The sequence below is a fragment of the Stenotrophomonas sp. YJH_SMC_32 genome, from assembly GCF_059369975.1.
The window spans coordinates 59,407-80,917 of record NZ_JCAFTE010000001.1 but is presented as its reverse complement, the minus strand read 5'-3'; the positions used below and the strand labels follow the sequence as shown (position 1 = coordinate 80,917).

Annotated in this window: 21 protein-coding genes; 12 read left to right on the top strand and 9 right to left on the bottom strand. The window is 67.3% G+C overall.

What is annotated here, in order from left to right:
* Positions 1-44 precede the first annotated feature (44 nt).
* The 3 genes from AC5P7S_RS00375 to AC5P7S_RS00365 form a co-directional block, all read right to left on the bottom strand.
* Positions 45-560 carry a cytochrome c oxidase assembly factor Coa1 family protein gene (locus AC5P7S_RS00375; protein ID WP_049414402.1) on the bottom strand — a complete coding sequence of 172 codons (516 nt, stop codon included), beginning with the start codon at positions 558-560 and terminating at the stop codon, positions 45-47.
* A gap of 25 nt (positions 561-585) precedes the next feature.
* The gene (locus tag AC5P7S_RS00370; protein WP_188239005.1) at positions 586-2,811 is read right to left on the bottom strand and encodes a S9 family peptidase; all 2,226 of its coding nucleotides are present in this window, start codon (positions 2,809-2,811) and stop codon (positions 586-588) included.
* Between the two features lie 161 nt (positions 2,812-2,972).
* Entirely contained in the window at positions 2,973-3,662 is a 690-nt protein-coding gene (locus AC5P7S_RS00365) for a glutathione binding-like protein (protein ID WP_095378229.1), read from the bottom strand.
* A 112-nt stretch (positions 3,663-3,774) separates the two neighbouring features.
* On the opposite strand from AC5P7S_RS00365, the gene AC5P7S_RS00360 reads away from it, so the two are divergent.
* Complete coding sequence (locus tag AC5P7S_RS00360; RefSeq protein WP_065177871.1) at positions 3,775-4,395, top strand: TIGR00645 family protein; 621 nt, start codon at positions 3,775-3,777, stop codon at positions 4,393-4,395.
* Between the two features lie 200 nt (positions 4,396-4,595).
* Positions 4,596-5,609, top strand: a complete 1,014-nt coding sequence (locus AC5P7S_RS00355; protein ID WP_061478999.1) for an energy transducer TonB — start codon at positions 4,596-4,598, stop codon at positions 5,607-5,609.
* 82 nt (positions 5,610-5,691) lie between these two features.
* On the opposite strand, the gene AC5P7S_RS00350 is transcribed toward AC5P7S_RS00355, so the two are convergent.
* Entirely contained in the window at positions 5,692-5,946 is a 255-nt protein-coding gene (locus AC5P7S_RS00350; RefSeq protein WP_095378230.1) for a hypothetical protein, read from the bottom strand.
* A gap of 78 nt (positions 5,947-6,024) precedes the next feature.
* Here AC5P7S_RS00350 and AC5P7S_RS00345 point away from each other — a divergent pair, with 78 nt between their 5' ends.
* A complete protein-coding gene (locus tag AC5P7S_RS00345) occupies positions 6,025-6,822 on the top strand; it encodes an AraC family transcriptional regulator (RefSeq protein WP_095378231.1) in 798 nt (265 codons plus the stop codon).
* A gap of 99 nt (positions 6,823-6,921) precedes the next feature.
* Positions 6,922-7,632, top strand: a complete 711-nt coding sequence (locus AC5P7S_RS00340; protein ID WP_095378232.1) for a transposase — start codon at positions 6,922-6,924, stop codon at positions 7,630-7,632.
* 21 nt (positions 7,633-7,653) lie between these two features.
* Here AC5P7S_RS00340 and AC5P7S_RS00335 read toward each other — a convergent pair whose 3' ends face one another.
* Genes AC5P7S_RS00335 through AC5P7S_RS00325 form a run of 3 tightly spaced genes read right to left on the bottom strand, consistent with a single transcriptional unit; the run spans position 7,654 to position 11,104 of the window.
* Positions 7,654-8,838, bottom strand: a complete 1,185-nt coding sequence (locus AC5P7S_RS00335) for an ABC transporter permease (protein ID WP_069138817.1) — start codon at positions 8,836-8,838, stop codon at positions 7,654-7,656.
* Positions 8,835-9,581 (bottom strand): ABC transporter ATP-binding protein, encoded by a 747-nt coding sequence (locus tag AC5P7S_RS00330; protein WP_005420209.1) that lies wholly within the window; start codon positions 9,579-9,581, stop codon positions 8,835-8,837. The genes AC5P7S_RS00335 and AC5P7S_RS00330 overlap by 4 nt, the downstream gene beginning before the upstream one ends.
* On the bottom strand, positions 9,578-11,104 hold the full coding sequence (locus tag AC5P7S_RS00325; RefSeq protein WP_053496784.1) for an alpha/beta hydrolase: 1,527 nt from the start codon (positions 11,102-11,104) through the stop codon (positions 9,578-9,580). Before AC5P7S_RS00325 ends, AC5P7S_RS00330 begins: the two co-directional genes overlap by 4 nt.
* A gap of 296 nt (positions 11,105-11,400) precedes the next feature.
* On the opposite strand from AC5P7S_RS00325, the gene AC5P7S_RS00320 reads away from it, so the two are divergent.
* The 4 genes from AC5P7S_RS00320 to AC5P7S_RS00305 all read left to right on the top strand — a co-directional run bounded on the left by AC5P7S_RS00320 (position 11,401) and on the right by AC5P7S_RS00305 (position 15,966).
* Complete coding sequence (locus AC5P7S_RS00320) at positions 11,401-11,886, top strand: DUF1203 domain-containing protein (RefSeq protein WP_005420217.1); 486 nt, start codon at positions 11,401-11,403, stop codon at positions 11,884-11,886.
* Between the two features lie 233 nt (positions 11,887-12,119).
* Positions 12,120-13,289, top strand: coding sequence for a lytic polysaccharide monooxygenase (locus AC5P7S_RS00315; protein WP_095378233.1), 1,170 nt, complete (start codon positions 12,120-12,122; stop codon positions 13,287-13,289).
* Positions 13,290-13,464: 175 nt separating this feature from the next.
* Complete coding sequence (locus tag AC5P7S_RS00310) at positions 13,465-14,631, top strand: lytic polysaccharide monooxygenase (RefSeq protein WP_065177863.1); 1,167 nt, start codon at positions 13,465-13,467, stop codon at positions 14,629-14,631.
* A 177-nt stretch (positions 14,632-14,808) separates the two neighbouring features.
* Positions 14,809-15,966 carry a lytic polysaccharide monooxygenase gene (locus AC5P7S_RS00305; protein WP_095378234.1) on the top strand — a complete coding sequence of 386 codons (1,158 nt, stop codon included), beginning with the start codon at positions 14,809-14,811 and terminating at the stop codon, positions 15,964-15,966.
* A 115-nt stretch (positions 15,967-16,081) separates the two neighbouring features.
* On the opposite strand, the gene AC5P7S_RS00300 is transcribed toward AC5P7S_RS00305, so the two are convergent.
* The gene (locus AC5P7S_RS00300) at positions 16,082-16,831 is read right to left on the bottom strand and encodes a ferredoxin--NADP reductase (protein WP_072168039.1); all 750 of its coding nucleotides are present in this window, start codon (positions 16,829-16,831) and stop codon (positions 16,082-16,084) included.
* Between the two features lie 84 nt (positions 16,832-16,915).
* Here AC5P7S_RS00300 and AC5P7S_RS00295 point away from each other — a divergent pair, with 84 nt between their 5' ends.
* From AC5P7S_RS00295 to AC5P7S_RS00280, 4 genes are all read left to right on the top strand, one after another.
* Positions 16,916-17,884 carry an ABC transporter ATP-binding protein gene (locus AC5P7S_RS00295; RefSeq protein ID WP_170944938.1) on the top strand — a complete coding sequence of 323 codons (969 nt, stop codon included), beginning with the start codon at positions 16,916-16,918 and terminating at the stop codon, positions 17,882-17,884.
* Entirely contained in the window at positions 17,881-18,672 is a 792-nt protein-coding gene (locus AC5P7S_RS00290) for an ABC transporter permease (protein WP_005420226.1), read from the top strand. Before AC5P7S_RS00295 ends, AC5P7S_RS00290 begins: the two co-directional genes overlap by 4 nt.
* Positions 18,673-18,831: 159 nt before the next feature.
* Positions 18,832-19,770 carry a 2-dehydropantoate 2-reductase gene (panE, locus tag AC5P7S_RS00285; RefSeq protein WP_095378235.1) on the top strand — a complete coding sequence of 313 codons (939 nt, stop codon included), beginning with the start codon at positions 18,832-18,834 and terminating at the stop codon, positions 19,768-19,770.
* Complete coding sequence (locus tag AC5P7S_RS00280) at positions 19,767-20,651, top strand: NAD-dependent epimerase/dehydratase family protein (RefSeq protein ID WP_095378236.1); 885 nt, start codon at positions 19,767-19,769, stop codon at positions 20,649-20,651. Before panE ends, AC5P7S_RS00280 begins: the two co-directional genes overlap by 4 nt.
* A gap of 56 nt (positions 20,652-20,707) precedes the next feature.
* Here AC5P7S_RS00280 and AC5P7S_RS00275 read toward each other — a convergent pair whose 3' ends face one another.
* Positions 20,708-21,505 carry a TatD family hydrolase gene (locus AC5P7S_RS00275; RefSeq protein ID WP_005420232.1) on the bottom strand — a complete coding sequence of 266 codons (798 nt, stop codon included), beginning with the start codon at positions 21,503-21,505 and terminating at the stop codon, positions 20,708-20,710.
* Positions 21,506-21,511 lie beyond the last annotated feature (6 nt).

Genomic DNA, 21,511 nt, shown 5'->3' with positions numbered 1-21,511 from the left:
CCGCACCCTACGCGCTCAGCGCTGTGGCGACAATCGGCCGGAGGTCACAACGCCGCAGCCAGCGGGCATTCGCCGCGTTCGCGGCAGGCCTGCAGCTCGCATTCCTGCGCGGCCTCGTCATCATCCAGCGCGGTCAGGTCGAACGTCTGCTTGTTCTCGCCCAGCACATACATCACCGGATAGTCCCAGACGTCGTCGCTGCGGGTGCCCTTCACGAACAGCCGGCCGTGCGCGCGCGGGCCTTCCAGGGCCACGGTCAGGCCGACGTCGCGCTGGCCGTTGATCGCGGTCTGCATGCTGCCCAGCGGCATCGACTCGGCACGCAGCGGCTCGCCGAAGGCTTCCACCAGTTCGATGCTGCATCCAGCGCGGCGCATCGCCTCGCGCATCGGCGGGCTCTCGCGTGCGGCCTCGCTCCAGCGCAGCACGCTCCAGGCCACCACGCCACCGGCACCGGCCAACACCAGCAGCACGGCCAGCGGCATCGCCCAGCGCCAGTGACGGGACCACCAGCCGGCAGGCTTCGGGCCATGGGTGGGAATCGGCGGCGGCAGTGTCATCGGCGGGCTCCTTCCCGTTTGTGCATCAGGGCTTCAGGCAGCGTCCCAGGAAGGCTTCGGCCACACGGTAGCGATGCAGGGCATCGGCGCCGGACAGGCCATGCTTGGCACCCGGATAGGTCATCAGCTCGAACGGCTGGCCGCGCTTCTGCAGCGCGCTCATCAGGCTGGTCGAGTTGGTGAACAGCACGTTGTCATCGGCCATGCCGTGGATCAGCAGCAACGGCGAACGCAGGCCGTCGATATGGGTCAGCACGCGCGCTTCGCGGTACCCCGCTTCGTTGCGCGCCGGCAGGTCCATGTAGCGTTCGGTGTAGTGGCTGTCATACAGGCCCCAATCGGTGACCGGTGCGCCGGCCACGCCACAGGCGTACTGGTTCGATGCCTTGGCCAGCAGCATCAGAGTCATGTAACCGCCGTTGGACCAGCCCTGCACGCCGATGCGCGCCGGGTCCACCCACGGCTGCTGCTTCAGCCAGGCCACGCCGCGCAGCTGGTCGGTCACTTCCACCGTGCCCTGCTTGCCGTACAGCGCGCCACCGAAGTCACGGCCACGTCGCGGGGTGCCACGGTTGTCCAGCGAGAACACCACGTAGCCCTGCTGGGCCAGGTACTGGTTGAACAGATGGTCGCCACGGCCGGGCCAGCTGTCGGTGACGGTCTGGCTGGCCGGGCCGCCGTAGACGTACACCGCCACCGGGTAGCGCTTGGACGGATCGAAGCCGGCCGGCTTGATCAGGCTGTAGTTCAACGGGGTCTTGCCGTCGGCAGCCATCAACGTGCCGAACTCGACCGGGCGCTGCGCATCGCGGTAGCGCGCATACGGGTGCTTGGGATCGGTCAGGTCGTTCTCGACCAGCGTGGCGATCTTCTCGCCGTTGGCGCGGAACAGTTCGATCTGCGGCGGCGTGGTGCTGTTGGACCAGCTGTCCACGTAGACGCTGGCATTGCGGGCGAAGCTGGCGCTGTGCATGCCCGGCGCCTTCGACAGGCGCTGCGGCTCACCGCCCTGCAGCGACACCGCGTAGATCTGGCTTTCGCGCGAGGTCTCGATGCCAGCACGGAAGTAGGCCTTGCCGGCCTTCTCATCGACCGCCAGCAGTTCGTCCACCGGCCAGTTGCCATGGGTCAGCGCAGTGGCCTTGCCCTTGTCATCGATGCGGTACAGGTGCTGGAAGCCGGTGCGCTCGGACGACCACAGCACGCTGCCATCTTCAAGGAAGCGCAGGCTGTTGTGCAGCGGCACCCAGGTCGGGCTGGTCTCGTGGGCGAGCACGCGCTGGCGGTTGGAGTCGAGCGCCACTTCGACCAGGTCCAGCTGCTTCTGGTCACGCGACTGGCGCTGGAAACTCAGGTGCTGCGCATCGCGCCAATCGACGCGGGCCAGGTAGATGTCCTGTTCCTTGCCCAGGTCGATCCAGCGCGGCTGCGCATCGGCGGCCGGTGCGATCACGCCCAGCTGCACGCGCACGTTGGCGTCGCCGGCGGCCGGGTAACGCTGTTCGATCACGTCGGTGCGGTCGGCATAGACCTCGTAGCGCTTCTGCACCGGCACCGGCGCCTCGTCGATGCGGGCGAAGGCGATGGCCGAATCATCCGGCGCCCACCAGTAACCGGTGTGGCGATCCATTTCCTCATCGGCGACGAACTCGGCCACGCCGTTGCCGATGGTGGTGCTGCCGTCGCGGGTCAGCTGCAGCTGCTTGCCACTGGCCAGGTCGATCACCCACAGGTTGCGGCCGCGGATGAAGCTGACGAAGCCGCCCTGGGGCGACAGCTTGGCGTCGGTGGCGAAGCCTTCACCGTGGGTCAGCTGGCGCACGGCCGCCTGGCCATGCTGCTTGAGGTCGTACAGGTAGAGTTCGCCGCCCAACGGGAACAGCAGGCGCTGCGCGTCCGGCGACCACTGGTAATCGACGATGCCGGTCATCGCGGCGATGCGCTGGCGCTCGCGTCGGGCCTTTTCCTCATCGCTGAGGGTCTCGGTGCCGGGCAGCACGACCTTGGAATCAACCAGCAGGCGGGTCTGGCCGCTGCCGATGTCGTAGGTCCACAGGTCCAGCTGGTTGCGGTCGCTGTCCTTGCCGCGCAGGAAGCTGACCTGCGAACCGTCCGGCGCCACCTTGGGCTTCATCAGGGTCGGGCCGGACAACGGCAGGGGGCCGGTGATGGCTTCCAGGGTCAGTTTTTCGGCGTGGGCGGCGGTACTGGTGGCGAGCATGAGGGCAAGCGAAGCGAACAGGTGGCGCATGGAGGATCCCGGCAAACGGCAGGTCCGCCTCCACGCGGGGCGCGGGACGGTCGTGCCCCCATCCTAACCAAGCCCGTGCGGGAAGGCAGCATGACCTTCTGCCCATAAGCAGTGCGGACGAGTGCCGACCAACGGTCGGCACCCACCTTCAGATGCCGGGGTCAGCGCTGGCCGAACAGATGCTTGCGCTCTTCGTCGCTGAGCGGCTTGCCGGCGTTCGGGTTCACCTGCTGGCGCAGCGCATAGGCGCGCTGGGTGGCCGGGCGCGCGGCGATGGACTCGTGCCAGCGCTTGAGGTTCGGGAACGCGGCGAAGTCCACCGGCAGCTTGTCGTAGGCGCCGATCCACGGGTAGCTGGCCATGTCGGCGATGGTGTACGCGTCGCCGGCCAGGAAGGCGTGCTGGGCCAGGCGCTTGTCCATCACCCCGTGCAGGCGGCGCACTTCGTTGTCATAGCGCTCGATCGCATACGGGATCTTTTCCGGGGCATACACATTGAAATGCCCCATCTGGCCGCTCATCGGGCCCAGGCCCGCCATCTGCCAGAACAGCCATTCCAGGGTGGTGACGCGGCCGCGCGGGTCGCTGGGCAGGAAGCGGCCGGTCTTCTCGGCCAGGTACAGCAGGATCGCGCCGGACTCGAACACGCTCTGCGGGGCGCCGCCATCGACTGGGGCGTGGTCGACGATGGCCGGCATCTTGTTGTTGGGCGAAATGGCGAGGAATTCCGGCTTGAACTGGTCGCCCGAGCCGATGTTGACCGGGTGGATGCGGTACTCCAGGCCGGTTTCCTCCAACAGCAGGGTCACTTTATGGCCGTTCGGGGTGGGCCAGTAATACAGGTCGATCATGGCGTCGGCTCGGGGTGCGGAAAGGAACCTGAAGTCTAGTGCGTGAGTTGGGTTGGCACCGTCATGGCGGGCCGGTAACCTCGCCTCTCCCCCGAAACGCAGCATCCCCCGCATGAGTGCAAACCGCCCGCCGCTCTCCCCGTTGTCCACGCTGATCTTCGCCTCGCGCTGGCTGCAGCTGCCGCTGTACCTGGGCCTGATCGTGGCGCAGTGCGTCTACGTGTTCCTGTTCGGCAAGGAACTGTGGCACCTGATCTCGCATTCGGTGTCGATGGGCGAGCAGCAGATCATGCTGATCGTGCTGGGCCTGATCGACGTGGTGATGATCTCCAACCTGCTGGTGATGGTGATCGTCGGCGGCTATGAGACCTTCGTCTCGCGCCTGCGCCTGGAAGGCCACCCGGACCAGCCGGAATGGCTGAGCCACGTCAATGCCAGCGTGCTGAAAGTGAAGCTGGCGATGGCGATCATCGGCATCTCCTCGATCCACCTGCTGAAGACCTTCATCGCCAGTGGCGCACTGAATGGCATCCCGCTGTGCACGCCGGAGCAGATGAGCGTGGCCGCCGCCAACATCGGTGTCGCCCGCTGCTCGATGCTGACTCAGGAAGGCGTGCTGTGGCAGACCATCATCCACTGCGTGTTCATCCTGTCGGCGATCGGCATCGCCTGGACCGACAAGCTGATGTCCAACGGCCACAGCAAGTCGCACGACAAGGCGCACGACCACTGAGGTCGGCGCCGGCAACGGCACGGCCGCCGTTGCCCATCCCGGCCACTGCTCTTGTACGCGGCGGCGGCCGGGATGCTAGATTGCACCCTCGCCGTTGCCGGCGGTGGCGTCGGGAAACGTCACCCTGCCGCGCCCGGACCGCAGGTCCCGGCCATGCATATCAATGATTTACGTCACGTCGTCTTCTAGAGGGGAGCAGGATGTCGCACGTCTCAACGATCACCGCCGCGCGCCGGTGGCTGCCGGTTGCCCTGGCACTGGCACTGGCTGCCTGCTCGGGCAAGGAGGAAACCGCCGCACCGGCCCCGGCCGCCGCACCCACCGCCGCTGCACCGGCCGCACCGGTGGTTGCCGCCAAGGTGCAGTCGATGGGCACCGAGCAGCTGCGTGAGTCGGCCAGCCAGGCCCTGCGCGAGAACCGCATGTACGCGCCGGCCGGCGACAACGCCATCGAGTACTACCTTGCCCTGCGCGACAAGACGCCGGACGACGCCTCGGTGAAGAGCGCACTGACCGATCTGCTGCCCTACACCCTGATCGCCGCCGAACAGCACCTGGGCCGCGAGGACTACACCGAAGCGCAGCGCCTGGTGGCACTGATCGAGAAGGTGGACGCCTCTGCGCCGGCGTTGCCGCGCCTGAAGGACGGCCTGGCCAAGGGCGTGCAGAACGCGGCCAAGCGCACCGAGGCCGAAGCCGAGAAGGCGAAGAAGGACGCCGAGGACCGCAGCAAGCAGCAGACCGAACAGCAGCGCCTGGCCGAGCAGCGTGCCAAGGAAGCCGACGCAGCCAAGCAGATCGCTGCCCAGCAGGACGCTGCCCGCCGCGACAACGAGCGCCAGGAAGCCGAGCGCCAGGCTGCGGCCCGCCGCGAAGCCGAGCAGAAGCAGCAGCAGGCTGCCGCCCAGCAGGCCAGCGCCGCACGCCAGGCCGCAGCTCCGGCGGCCGCTGCGGCGCCGAACCTGCGCCCGGTCAGCACCCCGGCGCCGCGCTATCCGTCCGAGGCGCTGCGCGCAGGCACCTCCGGCGAAGTGCTGGTGGAAATCACCGTCGGCACCGACGGTTCGGTGACCAACGCCCGTGTGCTGCGCGCAACGCCATCGCGCGTCTTCGATCGCGAGGCCATGAACGCGGTCAAGCGTTGGCGCTTCGAGCCGGTCAGCGCACCGGTCACCACCCGCCGCACCCTGGTGTTCGCCCCGGGCGGCAGCTGACCACGAAAAGGAGACGGAGGGGATTAAGTCGTTTCCGACCCGTAATGACGACACGGCCCGGCATGTCCGGGCCGTGTTCGTTTCAGGCGAGGCTGTCGATCAGGCGCTGCAGTTCCGGATCGCGCGCGTCCAGCACCTGGAACAGGCCCAGCGCATGCAGGCCCGGCAGCAGCGCACGCAGGTCGGCTTCGGCGGTGGCGCGGGTGGCGTCATCGCCGGCGGGGTCCTGCCAGTCACGGACGCTGGCGAGGAAGGCGCCGACGCTGCCCTTGCGCACGGTGAGGCCGTTCATCTGCACCTCGTTCTGATGGTCGGGAAGGATGTCCTGCGGCTGCATGGGTGATGCTCCTGTGGGATCGGGAGTCCAGTGTGCCGCCCAGCCATTGGCACTTCTGCCGTATAACTGCCATTGGATATGGCAGATCAGACATCACCCACGTTGATTGACCCCGCTTTGGCGAACGCCGAAGGCGGTCCCCTCGTCCTGGCCTCGCAGCTGCGGGTGCCGGGTCGGCGCCGCACCGCACGCCACCAGCACGTGCGCGGCCAAGTGCTGGGTGCCCACCACGGCCTGCTGCGGATCGAGGCCGGCGATCTGCACTGGTTGCTGCCGGCGGGGCACGTTGCCTGGATACCGCCCTTGCTGCCCCACGCCCTGGTAGGGGCAGAGGCATTCGATGGCTGGAGCCTGTACTTCAACGCCGAAGCCTGTCTGGAGCTGCCCGCCGTGCCGCGCATTTTCCAGCCGAACGTGCTGTTGCAGGCGGCGATGATGCGCGCACTGAGTTGGCCACATCAGGCGCTGGACGCCGCGCAGGCACGCCTGGCCGGCGTGATCACCGATGAGATCGCCGCCAGCACGCCTTTGCCGCTTGCCTTGCCACAACCGCAGGAGCGACGGTTGCGGCGGATCGCGGCGGCGCTGGCACGGTCGCCGGACGACCTTTGCAGCGTCGAAGCGTGGGCCGCCGCCAACGGACTGTCCGGCCGCAGCCTCGCCCGCCGGTGGCGGGCCGAAACAGGCATGACCCTGGGCCATTGGCGGCAGCGCCTGCGCGTGCTGCTGTCGCTGCCACGCCTGCTGGCGGGCGAGCCGGTGATCAGCGTTGCGCTGTCGATGGGATACGACACCCCAAGCGCGTTCATCACCGTGTTCAAGCGCGAGATGGGGGTGACGCCTGCGCGGTACGCAAAAGGGGACGGAGGGAATTAAGTCGCTTTTGACTCTTCCGACACGGCATCGCGGCGTTGCCTGATGTCCGGCTTCGCGGCCGCAATGACAGGCTTAAACCCCGTCCAGTCTCCAGATCCGATGCCCCGACAAGCGCGCCTGATGCTGGCAGGCCAGGCCTATCACGTGATCCAGCGCGGTGTGAACAAGGGCGCGATCTTCGTCGACGACATCGGCCGCCAACTGTTCCTGCATCTGTTGCACAGCGCATTCCTCAAGCACCACGTCGCACTGCATGCCTATGTCCTGATGGGAAACCACGTTCACCTGTTGGCCACGCCCTCCACACAGCAGGGTCTGGCTGGTGCAATGCGCATGCAGGGCAACAACTACGTACAGGCCTTCAACCAGCGGCACGGGCGCAGTGGACCTCTGTGGCAGGGCCGCTTCCATTCCTCAATGATCGACAGCGATGCGTATCTTCTCAGCGTATACCGCTATATCGAACGCAATCCCGTCCGTGCAGGAATTGCTGTCAGTGCTGAAGATCACCCGTGGTCCAGCGTGCATGGCAACCTTCAACGACGCGATGATCCGATGTTGACGCAACATCCCGCGTTCGAGGCGCTGGCAGCGACCGCTCTGGGAAGGGCGACGTTGTATGCCGAATTCCTGCGCGATGTGAATGCGTCCGCCGACGTACCCGCGATCCGCAACCACAGCGCCAGACAACGCCCGATGGGGAACGATGCGTTCCTGCGGATGGTGGAGCAGACGTTGGGGCGCCCGGTGGAGATGCGCGGACGAGGACGTCCGCGCAAGGAGGGGACGGGAGAGGCAGAAACGACTTAATCCCCTCCGTCCCCTTTTTGGTCAGCCAGAGATGGCCAGGCGCTCGTTGTGGTAGCGGCGCACGGCGGCGAACCACAGCACGGCGGCGAGGCCGAGGCTGGCGCCGAGGTAGATCGCCCAGACCGCCGGGGTGATGATCTCGTGGCGGATCACCTTCAGCAGCATCTGGTTCTGCGACAGGAACGGCACGGCGTACTGCCACAGCTCGCTCTTCAGCGGATAGGCTACCAGTGCATAGCCAGGCAGCATCGGCAGCAGCATCAGCCAGGTCATGTGGCTTTGCGCTTCCTTCATGCTCTTGGCTGCGGCCGACAGGAAGGTCAGAAGCGAGGTGCCGATCAGCAGCATCGGCAGCATCACCAGCAACATCTGCAGCATCGAGCCGACGTTCATGTTGAACTGGCGGCCGATGTTGCCGGGTGCGATCTGCGCGCTCACCTTGAACGCGACCAGGGTCAGCAGCAGCGACACGAAACCGACCACGCAGGCGGCGGCGATCTTGCCGCTGACGATCGCGCTGCGCGAGCCCGGCGTGGCCAGCAGGGGTTCCAGCGACTGCCGCTCGCGCTCGCCGGCGGTGGCGTCCATCACCAGGTAGGCGCCCCCGATGAACGAGGTCAGCGTCAGCAGTACCGGCAGCAGCATCGACAGGATCATGCCGCGCTTGGCTTCGGCACTGGCCAGGTCCTGGCGTGCCACGTCCAGCGGGCGTGCCACCTGTGCGTCGATGCCGCGTGCCATCAGGCGCAGTGCACCGACCTGGCCGTTGTAGGTGGCCAGCGCCGCTTCCAGGCGTGCACTGGGTACTTCGGCCGCGCGACGCGTGCTGTCCTTGATCACCTCCACCAGCGCCGGCTTGCCCTCGGCCCAGTCCTTGCCGAAGTCATCGCTGATGCGCAGCGCCACATCGATGTCCTGGGTGCGGATGGCCTCGGCCAGGTCCTTCGGTGCCGGTGCGGCATTGAGGCCCTGTGCGGCGAGGAAGCGCACCAGGTTCGGCGCGTTCCCGGCGCCGATGGTCGGGATCTGCAACGGCTCTTCGATCTGGGTGCGTACCCGGCTCTCGGCCAGCTTGCCCATGCCCAGCAGCAGCACCGGGTACAGCAGCGGCCCGAACAGCAGGGTCAGCAGCAGCGTGCGGCGGTCACGCGACAGGTCGCGCAGTTCCTTGCGCATCACCGTCATCAGGGTCGACATCATGCTCATGCGTGCAGGCCCTCTTCGCTGCCGATCAGTTTCACGAACGCGTCCTCAAGATTGGCTTCGCCGGCCTGCGCACGCAGCTCGTCGGCGCTGCCGGCAGCCATCACCGTGCCCTTGGCGATGATCACGATGTGGTCACACAACGCGCCCACCTCCTGCATGATGTGGCTGGACAGGATCACGCAGCGCCCCTCTTCGCGCAGGCCCAGCAGGAAGCGGCGCAGCGCGCGCGTGGTCATCACATCCAGGCCGTTGGTCGGTTCGTCGAGGATGACGTTGCGCGGGTCGTGCACCAGCGCGCGGGCAATCGCGGTCTTGGTGCGCTGGCCCTGCGAGAAACCATCGGTCTGCCGGTCGAGGATGTCACCCATGTCCAGCGCGTGCGACAGCACCTCGATGCGTTCGCGGATGCGCTCGGCCGACAGGCCATGCAGTTCGCCGAAGTAGGCGATGTTCTCGCGCGCGGTCAGGCGCTTGTAGACGCCACGCGCATCGGGCAGCACGCCCAGGTGGCGGCGCACCTCCACCGGATTGAGGGCGGCATCGATGCCATCGACAGTGATGCTGCCCTGGTCGGGCGTCATCAGTGTGTACAGCATGCGCATGGTGGTGGTCTTGCCGGCACCATTGGGGCCGAGCAGGCCGGTGATCAGCCCATCCCCGGCGCGGAAGCCGACGTTGGCGACCGCCTGAATGCGGCCCGTGCGGGTATCGAAGGCCTTGTGCAGGTTGTCGGCGACGATCATGGTTCCCATCCGTTGAACGAGGTGAACGCCGGCACGTAGCTCAGCGTATCCAGGCAGCCGGCATCCAGCGCCTTGGCATCGGTCTTGTCGATGAACTGGCCGAGCAGCCGCGGCATGCAGCCGGCGGTCAACGTGCCATGGCCCTGGCCACGGGCGACCAGCGCACGGCCGTTGGGCAGGCCCTTGAGCACCTGTGCGGCGTAACGCGGCGGCGTCACCGGGTCCAGCTCACCAGACAGCAGCAGTGCCGGCACGTCGCTGCGCAGCGGCACGGCATCGGTTGCCGGCGCCGGACGGTGCGGCCACACCGGGCAGGCCGCGAAGAACGCACTGGCCACTTCGTTGCCGAACAGCCGCTCGGGATCCTCGGCCGGCGCGTGGTAGCGCGGCGCATCCTCGCTGCAGATCACCGACCACTGCATGCCGCGGTTGATCTGGAAATCCATGCTGCGGTTCGCGCCGCGCGCCAGCGATGCCAATGGGGCATAGCGCCCGTGTGCGGCTTCATCCAGCACCAGTGGCAGCAGCGAGGAATACTGCGGCACGTAGGAGAAGGCGAAGGCAAGGCCGACCACGCTGTCCGGGGTCAGGACATCCTGCCGGGGTGCGTTGGTGCCCGGGTCGCGATACTCGACCGAGACCGGTGCACGGCGCAGGGTGTCGACCACGCTGCGCAGCTGCGCGCGGGTATCGGTCGGGAAACGCTTGCTGCACGCAGCATCCTTGCGGCACTGCGCCGACTGCAGGGCGATCGCATCCTCGAAGGTGGTCGCGAAGTCGCCACCGACCACCAGCTCGTTCGGTACCACGCCATCGATGACGATGCTGCGGGTGTGCTGCGGATAGGCCCCGGCATAGCGCTGGGCCACGCGGGTACCGTAGGAGCCGCCAACCAGGTTGAGCTGGTCCACACCGAGCGCCGCACGCACCGCATCCAGATCGGCGATCGCCTCGGTGGTGGTGTAGAAGCGCGCATCGGCACGCCCCTGCAGCGATGCGGCGCAGCGCTGGGCGTAATCGCGCAGCGATGCCTCGGAAGGCGCGGCATCCTCGTCCACCTGCAGCGGCTTGCCGTCCGCGCCCAGGCAGCTGAGCGGGTTGGAGCCGCCGGTGCCGCGCTGGTCGATCAGGAACACGTCGCGCTGCTTGCGCACCTGGCGCAGTGCAGTATCGACGATGACCGCCACCTCGCTGGCCGCTTGGCCGGGGCCGCCGGCCAGGAAGAACACCGGGTCGGGCTGGCTGGCGCCGCTGCTGCCCGATTCCAGCCAGGCGACACGCAGGCCGATCCGGCGACCGTCAGGCTGGGCCCGGTCCTCCGGCACCTGCAGGGTGGCGCACTGCGCCTCCACGTTGGCGCTGGCACCTTCGGTGGACAGTGTGCAGGGCTGGAAGTCGATCGTGCCGAAGCGGCGGCTGGGTGCATCGCTGGCGCTTCCGGCGTCGGCCGGCGTCGGCTGGCTGCACCCGGCAAGCATCAGGCTGGCCAGCATCCCGGCCAGCGCGAGGTGGTGTCTTTGCATCGTGCTCGTTTCCCCTGGAGGACGTTCCTGTCGACCACGACGGGCTGCCGCGGAAGATGTGACCCAACTTACACGGGCAGCGCGCCGACGGCGATGGGCAATGACGAATCCGCAGCCAACGGCGCGCAGACCAGGCGGTCCCGCCTCTCGGCCTTGGCCGGCACAGGGCGGCATCGGCGGCGGCCCGCAGCGCCCCATGGGCCAGTGCACCGGCCCGGCGGCAATGCGGGGTCTGAAAACGGCGAGCACGGCCGCCGGCGCACGCGCAGAATCCGCCGCAGACCCAGGAGACGCTCATGCACACGTGGTACCTCGGTGGCATCGACCATCGCCCCTTCCTGCACCTGTTCGAGATGAGTGACAGCGCGCTCGCCGCGCTCGGCATCCAGCGTCGCTGGGCCGGCGCCAACGGCGGCCATCCCTGCCGGATCAGCCTGAGCGATCCCGCGCCTGGCAGCGAGCTGCTCCTGCTGTCCCACGTCCACCTGCCGCTGCATTCACCGTATCGCGCCGCCGGCCCGATCTTCGTGCAGCGCGGCGTGACCCGTTGCGTCCTGCCGCCAGGCGAGGTGCCCCCGTATGTGCAGCGCCGGATGATATCGATGCGTGCCTATGACCACGCCGCGCTGATGTGCGGTGCCCAGGTCTGTGCGGGCACCGAGGTGGCCGACCACCTGGATGCACTGTTTGCCGACCCGTCGGTGGCGTTCGTCCAGCTGCACAACGCGGCGCATGGCTGTTTCTCGTGCCAGGCAGATCGGGTGGGTACCGTGACTGCGTAGCGTGATCCCCATGACGTGATCGATGCCACGCCGGTCACGTGACGTCCAGCGCATCCGTTCAGCCCTGCGTGAAGCCTGCGGGAAGGGCTTCACATGCGCAGTCACGGATCGGCACTGCGATGGTTCCGTCGCCTGCATCGCGACTCGATACTCGCCGTGGTGCCGCCGGAAGTCCACTGCGCAGCGCAGCGCCTGCGGTCACCGTTCCCTTTCGACGACCACAAGGATGCGCCATGTCATTCCGATCCACACCGCTGCTGCTGGCTACCTCGTTCGTGGCTGCGGGCCTGTCCCTGGCCGGCAACGCGTTCGCCCACGGCACCATGACCACGCCGGTCAGCCGCGTCTACGCCTGTTTCCAGGGCAACCCCGAGAACCCGACCAACCCGGCCTGTGCCGCCGCCAAGGCCATCGGCGGTTCGCAGGCGTTCTACGACTGGAACGGCATCAACCAGGCCAATGCCAACGGCAACCACCAGGCCGTGGTGCCCGACGGCAAGCTGTGCAGCGGCAACAACCCGACCTTCCGCGGCCTGGACGTGAACCGCAGTGACTGGCAGACCACGCCGATCCAGCCCGATGCCAATGGCAGGTTCACCTTCGTGTTCAAGGCGACCGCGCCGCACGCCACCCGTGACTGGCGCTTCTTCGTCACCCGCGAAGGCTGGCAGCCGGGCAGCCCGCTGCGCTGGGCCGACCTGCAGGAGTTCTGCACCCTGGGCAATACACCGCTGTCGGCCGATGGCACCTACAAGCTGCAATGCACGTTGCCGCAGCGCACCGGCCAGCATGTGATCTACAACACCTGGCAGCGCTCGGATTCGACCGAGGCGTTCTATACCTGCATGGATGTGCGTTTCCAGGGCGGCGGCGGAACGGCACCGGCAACGCAGTGGCAGGATGCCGGCCCGGTCACCGCGCGCGGCGAGCTGCCCGTCGGCACCACGTTGGCGCTGCGCGTGTTCAATGCCAACGGCAATGATGTCGAACGCGTGGAAGCCACGCTGGCCAGCGGCCAGACTGCCGCCGCACAGTGGCCGCTGGTGCTGGCACGCAAGGTCAATGCCAGTGCGCAGCACGCACGCGTGGGCGTGCTCAGCAACGGCGTGATCACGCCGGCGGCCTCGGCCACCGACAACCGGGTGTACCTGAAGGACGGCAACCGCTTCCAGCTCGACACCCGGGTGCCCGACGCGGGCACGCCGTCGCCGGGCGGTGATTTCGACCACGTGTACCCCGCAGGCATTGGCAGCTACGTCCCCGGCCAGACCGTGGTAAAGGGCACCGACGGCAAGCTGTACGCCTGCCGCCCGTTCCCGGAAGGGGCGTGGTGCAACGTCAATGCCGAGGCATATCGCCCCGGTATGGGCAGTGCATGGCGCGATGCTTGGGTGCCCTACTGACCCGTTGTAGAAGGCGGTGCGCATCGCGCCGCCTTCTGCCTGAGCCGCAGTGCTTTGAGCAGCGTGCTGCAGATCAGGCACGACAGCCACTGAAATCAAACTTGTCCGATATTGCCGGCCTGTCTGCATGTGAAGACTTCATGGGGTTTCCCATACCTCGCAAAGGAGTCTCTGCATGCACCTGTCCCACCGGGCAGTCCTCGCACTGTCCGTCGTTGCCGGCCTGGCCCTGTCCGGCAGCGCCTTCGCCCACGGCACCATGACCAAGCCGCTCAGCCGCGTGAAGCAGTGCCACGAGGGCAATCCGGAAAACCCGACCAACCCGGCCTGCGCCGCCGCCAAGGCCATTGGCGGCGCGCAGCCGTTCTACGACTGGAGCGCGATTGCGCACGGCAATGCCAATGGCAACCATCGTGAACTGGTGCGCGACGGCGAGCTGTGCAGTGCCAGCATTCCCAAGTACCGCGGGCTCGACCTGAACCGCACGGACTGGCCGACCACGCCGATCCGCGCCGACGCGCGTGGCCGCTACACCTTCGAATTCTATGCCCCGGCCCCGCATGCCACCCGCGAGTGGAAGTTCTATGTCACCCGTGAGGGCTGGCAGCCGGGCAGCCCGCTGCGCTGGGCCGACCTGCAGGAGTTCTGCACCCTGGGCAACGTGCCGGTGGATGGCAAGACCTACAAGCTGGATTGCCCGCTGCCCAAGCGCAGTGGCCAGCACATCATCTACAACACCTGGCAGCGTTCGGATTCGGGTGAAGCGTTCTACACCTGCATGGACGTGCGATTCGAAGGCGGCAATGGCGTGATTCCGCCGCCGCAGTGGCAGGATGCCGGCCCGGTCACCGCCCGCGGTGCGCTGGAGGCAGGCACCACGCTGACCCTGCGCGTGTTCAATGCCAACGGCAACGATCTGGAGCGCCCGGAAATCACCCTGGCTGCTGGCCAGACCGCTCCGGCACAGTGGCCGATGGCGCTGGCCCGCAAGGTCAACGGCAGTGCCCAGCACGCCCGCGTCGGCGTGATGAAGAACGGCGTGATCACGCCGGTGGCGTCCGCCACCGAGAACCGCGTCTACCTGAAGCCAGGCAACCGCTTTGAACTGGAAACCCAGATTCCGGGCCCGGTTGATCCGGTCGATCCGCCGGGTGGCGATTTCGACTTCGTGTATCCGGCCGGCCTCGGCAGCTACAAGCCTGGCGAGACCGTGGTGAAGGGCACCGACGGCAAGCTGTACGCCTGCCGTCCGTTCCCGGAAGGTGCGTGGTGCAACATCAACGCCGATGCCTATCGCCCGGGCACCGGCTTTGCCTGGCGTGATGCCTGGATCGCGTACTGAACTCGACGGGGGTGGCACTTCGGTGCCACCCCTCCTGCATGACGCTTCTTGCGATGGCGGTCGCATGGAAAAAGGCGATGGGTTCCCAGCCTCGTTTTTTTAGGAACCGTTGAATGGAGGACGCTCTATGCTGCGTGGAAACTCGGCGGGTCTTCCACGCGTCAAAGGACGTCATCGATGCAAGCCCACCTACTTGCAGCAGTTGCTGCCTCCCTGTGCGCAGCTCTCTTCGCCTCACAGGAGGCCCAGGCCCACGGCACCCTTTCCAAGCCGATCAGCCGCATCTACGCCTGCCGTCAGGCCAACCCCGAGAATCCGACCAATGCGGCCTGTGCGGCAGCCAAGGCCATCGGTGGCGCGCAGCCCTTCTACGACTGGGCCGGCATCAACCAGGCCGAGGCTGACGGCAACCATCGCCAGGTCGTGCCTGATGGCGAACTGTGCAGCGGCGGCAATGCAAAGTACCGCGGCATGAACCTCAATCGCACGGACTGGTCGACCAGCCCGATCCGCGCCGATGCCCGCGGTCGCTACACCTTTGAGTACCTCGCATCGGCTCCGCACAAGACCCGAGACTGGGTCTTCTATGTAACCCGCGAAGGTTGGCAACCGGGCAGCCCGCTGCGTTGGGACGATCTGGAGCAGTTCTGCTCGCTGGGTCACGTGGACGAGGATGCCAACGGCATCTACCGACTCGATTGCCCACTGCCCAAGCGTACTGGCCAGCACATCATCTACAACACCTGGCAACGCTCGGATTCGAAGGAAGCGTTCTATACCTGTGCCGACGTACGTTTCGAAGGCGGTGACATCATTCCGCCACCAGAGTGGGAGGACGCTGGGGCCATCACCGCGCGGGGTGACCTGGAGACCGGTACCACCCTGACCCTGCGCGTGTTCAACGCCAACGGCAATGACCTGGAAAGCCCGAAGATCACCCTCGCCACCGGGCAGACCTCCGCCACGCAATGGCCGCTGGCGCTGGCCCACCAGGTCAACGCTTCTGCCCAGCATGCCCGGGTGGGCGTGCTGAAGAACGGAATCATCACTCCCATCGCCTCGGCCACCGAGAACCGCGTCTACCTGAAGCCGGGCCATCGCTTCCAGCTCGACACGCAGCTGCCGGATCCGGTCGATCCGCCACCGGGCGACTATGACTTCGTGTATCCGGACGGTATCGGCAGCTACACGCCGGGCGAAACCGTGGTCAAGGGCGCCGACGGCAAATTCTACGCCTGCCGCCCGTTCCCGGAGGGCGCGTGGTGCAACGTCAATGCCGAACCCTACCGCCCGGGCACCGGCTCTGCCTGGCGTGACGCCTGGATCGCGTACTGAGGCCGGGCACCGGGGGCGGCGTGGTGCCGCCTCCGGTTTGCGGGGGGGTGCCGGCCAGCGGCCGGCACTACCGGGGTTCATGGGGTTGCCGGCCAACGGCCGGCACCACCCGGGCCTACTTGCTGCTGACGTACTTCTCGCGGCGGATCTGCGGGTTGCCCAGGCCGGCGGCCTTCAGCAGCTCGGCGCAGGCATCGACCATGTCCGGGTTGCCGCACAGGTAGGCGATGTCGGTGGCCGGGTCCGGCGTGAAGCCGGCCAGCGCCTGCTGCACGTAGCCGTGCTGTACGTCCGGGTGCGGATCAGCCGGGAGTTCACGCGACAGGCACGGAACATAGCGGAAGTTCGCGTGCTTTTCGGCGAAGCTGTAGAAATCTTCGCTGTACAGCAGCTCGCCCGGGCTGCGCGCGCCCTGCAGCAGCACGATCTGCACGCCGCGTTCGGCCATGGCCTTCTCCAGCAGCGGCAGCATCGAGCGGTACGGGGTAACGCCGGTACCGGTGGCGATCAGCAGGTAACGGGCGTTGTGGTCACCGGGATTCAGGCAGAACCGGCCATAGGGGCCGGACGCACTGATCTGGCTGCCCTGCTCCAGCGCCTCGAACAGGGCCGTGGCGGCGCCACCGGGCACGAAACTGACCGCGATGTCCACCGCCTCGCCCGGGCCCAGCGCATGGTCGTGGATGGTCGCCAGCGAGTAGCTGCGCTTGGTTTCGGTGCCGTCGGCGTAGCTGAAATGGACCTGGATGAACTGGCCGGGCTGGAAATCCAGAGGCTGCCCATCGTCACGCACGAACTGGTAGTGGCCGACGGTCGGGGCCAGCATGCGGCAGCCGACCAGCTTGAGGGGGAATTGAACAGGCACGACTTTTCGGGACAGTGTGTAGCCGGGGCAAGCCCTCGGGGTCTTCTATAATAGCCCCTCCCCGCCCCTCTCCAGCGCCAGCCCATGGGCGCGAAGGCTTCGAGCTTGGCATCCCAGAACGATACGGCGCCCGCCCTGCGCGTGCGCGACCTGCGCAAGACTTATGACAACGGCACCCAGGCCCTGAAGGGCGTTTCCCTGGAAGTGGCCCCGGGCGACTTCTTCGCCCTGCTCGGCCCCAACGGGGCGGGCAAGTCGACCCTGATCGGCATCATCAGCTCCCTGGTCAACCTCAGCGAGGGCCAGGTGGAAGTGTTCGGCAGCGACCTGGTGCGCAACCGCAGCGCCACCATGCGCCTGATCGGGCTGGTGCCGCAGGAGATCAATTTCAACCTGTTCGAAAAGCCCTTCGACATCCTGGTGAACTACGCCGGGTTCTACGGCGTGCCGCGCGAGGAAGCCGAGCAGCGCGCCGAGGAAGAGCTGAAGCGCGCGCACCTGTGGGAAAAGGCCCAGGTGATGAGCCGCACGCTGTCCGGCGGCATGAAGCGCCGGCTGATGATCGCCCGCGCGATGATGACCCGCCCGCGCCTGCTGATCCTGGATGAGCCGACCGCCGGCGTGGACATCGAGATCCGCCGCGACATGTGGCGCGTGCTGAAGGAGATCAACGCTGCCGGCACCACGATCATCCTCACCACGCACTACCTGGAAGAAGCCGAGTACCTGTGCCGCCACCTGGCGATCATCAACCATGGCCAGATCGTCGAGCAGGGGCCGATGCGCACCCTGCTGGCCAAGCTGGACGTGGAAGGCTTCCTGCTGGACATCGACGGTGACCTGCCGGCGCAGCTGCCGGTGATCGAGGGCGCGACGCTGACCGCGCCGGACCCGCACACGCTGGACATCGACATGCCACGCGCGATGGACCTCAACCGCGTGTTCGCTACGCTGAGCGAGTCCGGCATCCGCGTGCGTTCGATGCGTACCAAGAGCAACCGCCTGGAGGAGCTGTTCGTGCGCCTCACCGGCAACATGGAGAAGCCTGCATGAGCACCACCGAGCTGACCGACGGCCAGCGCAACCGCATCGCGCTGATGACCATCGTGCGCCGCGAAGTCGCCCGCATCATGCGCATCTGGGGCCAGACCCTGGTGCCGCCGGCGATCACCATGACCCTGTACTTCCTGATCTTCGGCAACCTGATCGGGTCGCGCGTGGGTGACATGGGCGGCTACACCTACATGCAGTTCATCGTGCCGGGCCTGGTGATGATGAGCGTGATCCAGAACAGCTACGGCAACATCAGTTCCTCGTTCTTCGGTGCCAAGTTCGGCCGCCACGTCGAAGAACTGCTGGTCAGCCCGATGCCGAACTGGGTGATCCTGTGGGGCTACGTGGCCGGTGCCGTGCTGCGCGGCCTGATGGTCGGCGTGATCGTGCTGATCATCGCGATGTTCTTTACCCCGGTGCGAATCCCGCATCCGATCGTGATGCTGACCACGGTGATCCTCGGCGCGACGATCTTCTCGCTGGCCGGATTCATCAATGCGGTGTATGCGAAGAAGTTCGATGACGTGGCGATCGTGCCGACCTTCATCCTGACCCCGCTGACCTACCTGGGTGGCGTGTTCTATTCGGTGAAGCTGCTGCCGGGCTGGGCCGAAGCGGCCACGCACGCGAACCCGATCTTCTACATGGTCAACGCGTTCCGCTATGGCCTGCTGGGTAGCAGCGATGTGCCGCTGCCGGTGGCCTACGGCCTGATGATCGGTTTCGTGGTGGTGCTGACGGCGCTGGCCCTGTGGCTGCTGCGCCGTGGCGTGGGCATGCGCAGCTGAGACCTGCGTGGTAGTGCCGGCCGCTGGCCGGCAACACCAGATCCACGCCATGCGTGGATGCAGCAGTCTGTAGAGCCGAGCCTATGCTCGGCTCTTTTTTGCCTGCAATCTCCGGCACAATCGCAGTTCTGATTCCCCCCAGAAAACGGTGAACGTGCAATGCGCATCCTGATCCTCGGCGCCGGCGGTACCGGCGGTTACTTCGGTGGCCGCCTGGCCCAGGCCGGCGTGGACGTGACCTTCCTCGTGCGCCCCGCGCGCGCCGCGCAGCTGGACCATGATGGCCTGGTCATCCGCAGCCCACTGGGTGATGCGCGTTTCCCGGTTCAGCACGTCACGGCTGATGCACTGCCCGCACTGGCCGCGCAGAAGCCCTTCGACCTGGTCATCCTCAGCTGCAAGGCCTACGACCTGGACAGTTCGATCGATGCCATCGCCCCGGCAGTCGGCGCGAACACCACCGTGCTGCCGATCCTCAACGGCCTGCACCACTACAACGCACTGGATCTGCGCTTTGGCCGCGACGCGGTGCTCGGCGGCCTGTGCTTCATCAGCGCCACCAAGGCACCCGATGGCGCGGTGCTGCATCTGGGCAAGCCGGCCAAGCTCACCTTCGGCGAGCGCGACGGCGGCGCGATCTCCGCGCGCGTGCGCGCCTTCGCTGCGGTCTGCGCGAAGGCCAACCTTGATCACCTGGCCAGCGAGCGCATCGGCCAGGAACATTGGATCAAGTACACCTTCCTGACCGCGCTGGCCGCAGCCACCTGCCTGCTGCGTGCGGATATCGGCACCATCGTCGCCACCGATGATGGCGAGGCGATCGTACGTGGCCTTTACGACGAGTGCCTGGCCATCGCCGAAGCCGCCGGTGAACCGGTTCCGGAGGCAGCGCAGGACACTGCGCGCGGCACGCTGACCCAGGCCGGCTCGGCGTTGAAGGCCTCGATGCTGCGTGATCTGGAGGCCGGCCAGCAGGTGGAGGCCGAACAGATTGTTGGCGACATGCTGGTGCGTGCGCGCAGGGCTGATCAGGAAGCCCTGCTGCTGCAGGTTGCCTACAGCAGCCTGCAGGCCTACCAGGCACTGCGGGTCGCGTGAGTCCCGCCTTGCAGGCCAGCCCATTGCCCGCGCGGGTACTGATTCTCGGGCTGGGCTGGAGCGGACGCGTGCTGGCCGCGCAGCTGCAGGCGCACGGCGTAGGCGTGGCCGGCACGGTGCGCGATCCCTCGTTCGCGCCGGACGATGGCCTGCCACGGCATCAGCTGCACGCCGACACGCCACCGTCGCCTGCCCTGCTCGATGAGATCGCGCAGGCCGATGCCGTGCTGTGCAGCGTGCCGCCCGACGCGGAGGGCGACCCGGCACTGCGCCTGCTGCTGCCCGCGCTGCAGGCCAGCCCGGCATTGCGCTGGGTCGGCTATCTGTCGTCGACCTCGGTGTATGCCGACCGCGCCGGCGGTTGGATCGACGAGCGCAGCGCGGCCGACGCCACTGAAGCGGCTGGTGTGCAGCGCCTGCTCGCGGAAGCACAGTGGCGTGCACTGGCCGGACAACGCAGCATCGCCTCGGCGGTGTTCCGCCTGCCCGGCCTGTACGGGCCGGGTCGCAATGCGCTGGTGCAGTTGGCGCAGGGGCGTGCGCGCCACGTGGTTCGCCCGGGCCAGGTGTTCAACCGACTGCACGTGGATGACCTGGCAACCGTCATCATCGCCGCAATGCGGCGACCGGCCCGGCAGGGTCTCTACCTGCCCAGCGACGACGAGCCTGCACCGCCGCAGGATGTGCTGGCCTTCGCCGCGAAGCTGGGCGGGTTTGCGCTGCCGCCCGCCGTGGCCTGGGATGACCCGGCACTGAGCCCGACGCTGCGGCGCTTCTACGAGAGCAACAAGCGCATCGACAGCCGTGGCACGCGTGAAGCATTGGGCTGGGAGCCGAGGTTCCCCAGCTACCGTGAGGGCCTGCGCGACCTGCTTCGGTAGTGCCGGCCGCTGGCCGGCAATCAAGATGTGCTGCCGGCCAGCGGCCGGCACTACCATCAACCCGCGTCGGGCAGGCGGAAGAACGCGCGGGCGGCCGCCGTGGCATTGGCCGCGGTCACCGCAACGTCCTCGCCACGGTCACGTGCCAGCTCTTCCACGATGTGCGACAGGAACATCGGCTCGTTGCGCCGGTCCTTCGGCATCGGCTTCAGCGTGCGCGGCAGCAGGTACGGCGCGTCGGTCTCGATCATCAGGCGGTTGGCCGGGATGTTCTTCACCAGTTCGCGCAGGTGCGCGCCACGGCGTTCGTCGCACAGCCAACCGGTGATGCCGATGTACCAGTCCTGGTCCAGGTAATCGAACAGCTCATCGCGTTCGCCGGTGAAGCAATGCACCACCGCCGGGCCGATGCGACCTTCGAAGTTCTTCATCTGTGCCATGAAGTCGGCATGCGCGTCGCGCTGGTGCAGGAACAGCGGCTTGCCGTTGTCCGCGGCCAGCTGCAGCTGGCGCTCGAACGCGCGGTGCTGCGCCGGGCGCGGCGAGAAGTCACGGAAGTAGTCCAGCCCGCACTCCCCCACCGCCACCACTTCCGGATGCGCGTGCAGCGCGCGCATCTCGGCATCGCATTCCTCGGTGTATTCCACCGCGTGGTGCGGGTGCACGCCGGCGGTGGCGTACAGGAAGCCGGGGTGCTGCTGGGCCAACTGCAGGGCCAACGGCGAGTGCTCGCGGCTGGCGCCGGTGATGACCATCTGCACCACGCCGGCCTGGCGCGCGCGGTCCAGCACGGCATCGCGGTCGCGGTCGAAGGAGTCGTGGGTCAGGTTGGCGCCGATATCGATCAGGTGCATGGTCAT

What these genes read in the sequence shown, in the direction of transcription:
- AC5P7S_RS00340 (WP_095378232.1), top strand. Translation starts at nt 6,922, where the DNA reads ATGCCCCGACAAGCGCGCCTGATGCTGGCAGGCCAGGCCTATCACGTG.
- AC5P7S_RS00370 (WP_188239005.1), bottom strand. Translation starts at nt 2,811, where the DNA reads ATGCGCCACCTGTTCGCTTCGCTTGCCCTCATGCTCGCCACCAGTACC.
- AC5P7S_RS00365 (WP_095378229.1), bottom strand. Translation starts at nt 3,662, where the DNA reads ATGATCGACCTGTATTACTGGCCCACCCCGAACGGCCATAAAGTGACC.
- AC5P7S_RS00315 (WP_095378233.1), top strand. Translation starts at nt 12,120, where the DNA reads ATGTCATTCCGATCCACACCGCTGCTGCTGGCTACCTCGTTCGTGGCT.
- AC5P7S_RS00330 (WP_005420209.1), bottom strand. Translation starts at nt 9,581, where the DNA reads ATGATCGTCGCCGACAACCTGCACAAGGCCTTCGATACCCGCACGGGC.
- AC5P7S_RS00295 (WP_170944938.1), top strand. Translation starts at nt 16,916, where the DNA reads ATGGGCGCGAAGGCTTCGAGCTTGGCATCCCAGAACGATACGGCGCCC.
- AC5P7S_RS00325 (WP_053496784.1), bottom strand. Translation starts at nt 11,104, where the DNA reads ATGCAAAGACACCACCTCGCGCTGGCCGGGATGCTGGCCAGCCTGATG.
- AC5P7S_RS00360 (WP_065177871.1), top strand. Translation starts at nt 3,775, where the DNA reads ATGAGTGCAAACCGCCCGCCGCTCTCCCCGTTGTCCACGCTGATCTTC.
- AC5P7S_RS00290 (WP_005420226.1), top strand. Translation starts at nt 17,881, where the DNA reads ATGAGCACCACCGAGCTGACCGACGGCCAGCGCAACCGCATCGCGCTG.
- AC5P7S_RS00320 (WP_005420217.1), top strand. Translation starts at nt 11,401, where the DNA reads ATGCACACGTGGTACCTCGGTGGCATCGACCATCGCCCCTTCCTGCAC.
- AC5P7S_RS00275 (WP_005420232.1), bottom strand. Translation starts at nt 21,505, where the DNA reads ATGCACCTGATCGATATCGGCGCCAACCTGACCCACGACTCCTTCGAC.
- AC5P7S_RS00345 (WP_095378231.1), top strand. Translation starts at nt 6,025, where the DNA reads ATGGCAGATCAGACATCACCCACGTTGATTGACCCCGCTTTGGCGAAC.
- AC5P7S_RS00335 (WP_069138817.1), bottom strand. Translation starts at nt 8,838, where the DNA reads ATGAGCATGATGTCGACCCTGATGACGGTGATGCGCAAGGAACTGCGC.
- AC5P7S_RS00355 (WP_061478999.1), top strand. Translation starts at nt 4,596, where the DNA reads ATGTCGCACGTCTCAACGATCACCGCCGCGCGCCGGTGGCTGCCGGTT.
- AC5P7S_RS00310 (WP_065177863.1), top strand. Translation starts at nt 13,465, where the DNA reads ATGCACCTGTCCCACCGGGCAGTCCTCGCACTGTCCGTCGTTGCCGGC.
- AC5P7S_RS00375 (WP_049414402.1), bottom strand. Translation starts at nt 560, where the DNA reads ATGACACTGCCGCCGCCGATTCCCACCCATGGCCCGAAGCCTGCCGGC.
- AC5P7S_RS00350 (WP_095378230.1), bottom strand. Translation starts at nt 5,946, where the DNA reads ATGCAGCCGCAGGACATCCTTCCCGACCATCAGAACGAGGTGCAGATG.
- AC5P7S_RS00305 (WP_095378234.1), top strand. Translation starts at nt 14,809, where the DNA reads ATGCAAGCCCACCTACTTGCAGCAGTTGCTGCCTCCCTGTGCGCAGCT.
- panE (WP_095378235.1), top strand. Translation starts at nt 18,832, where the DNA reads ATGCGCATCCTGATCCTCGGCGCCGGCGGTACCGGCGGTTACTTCGGT.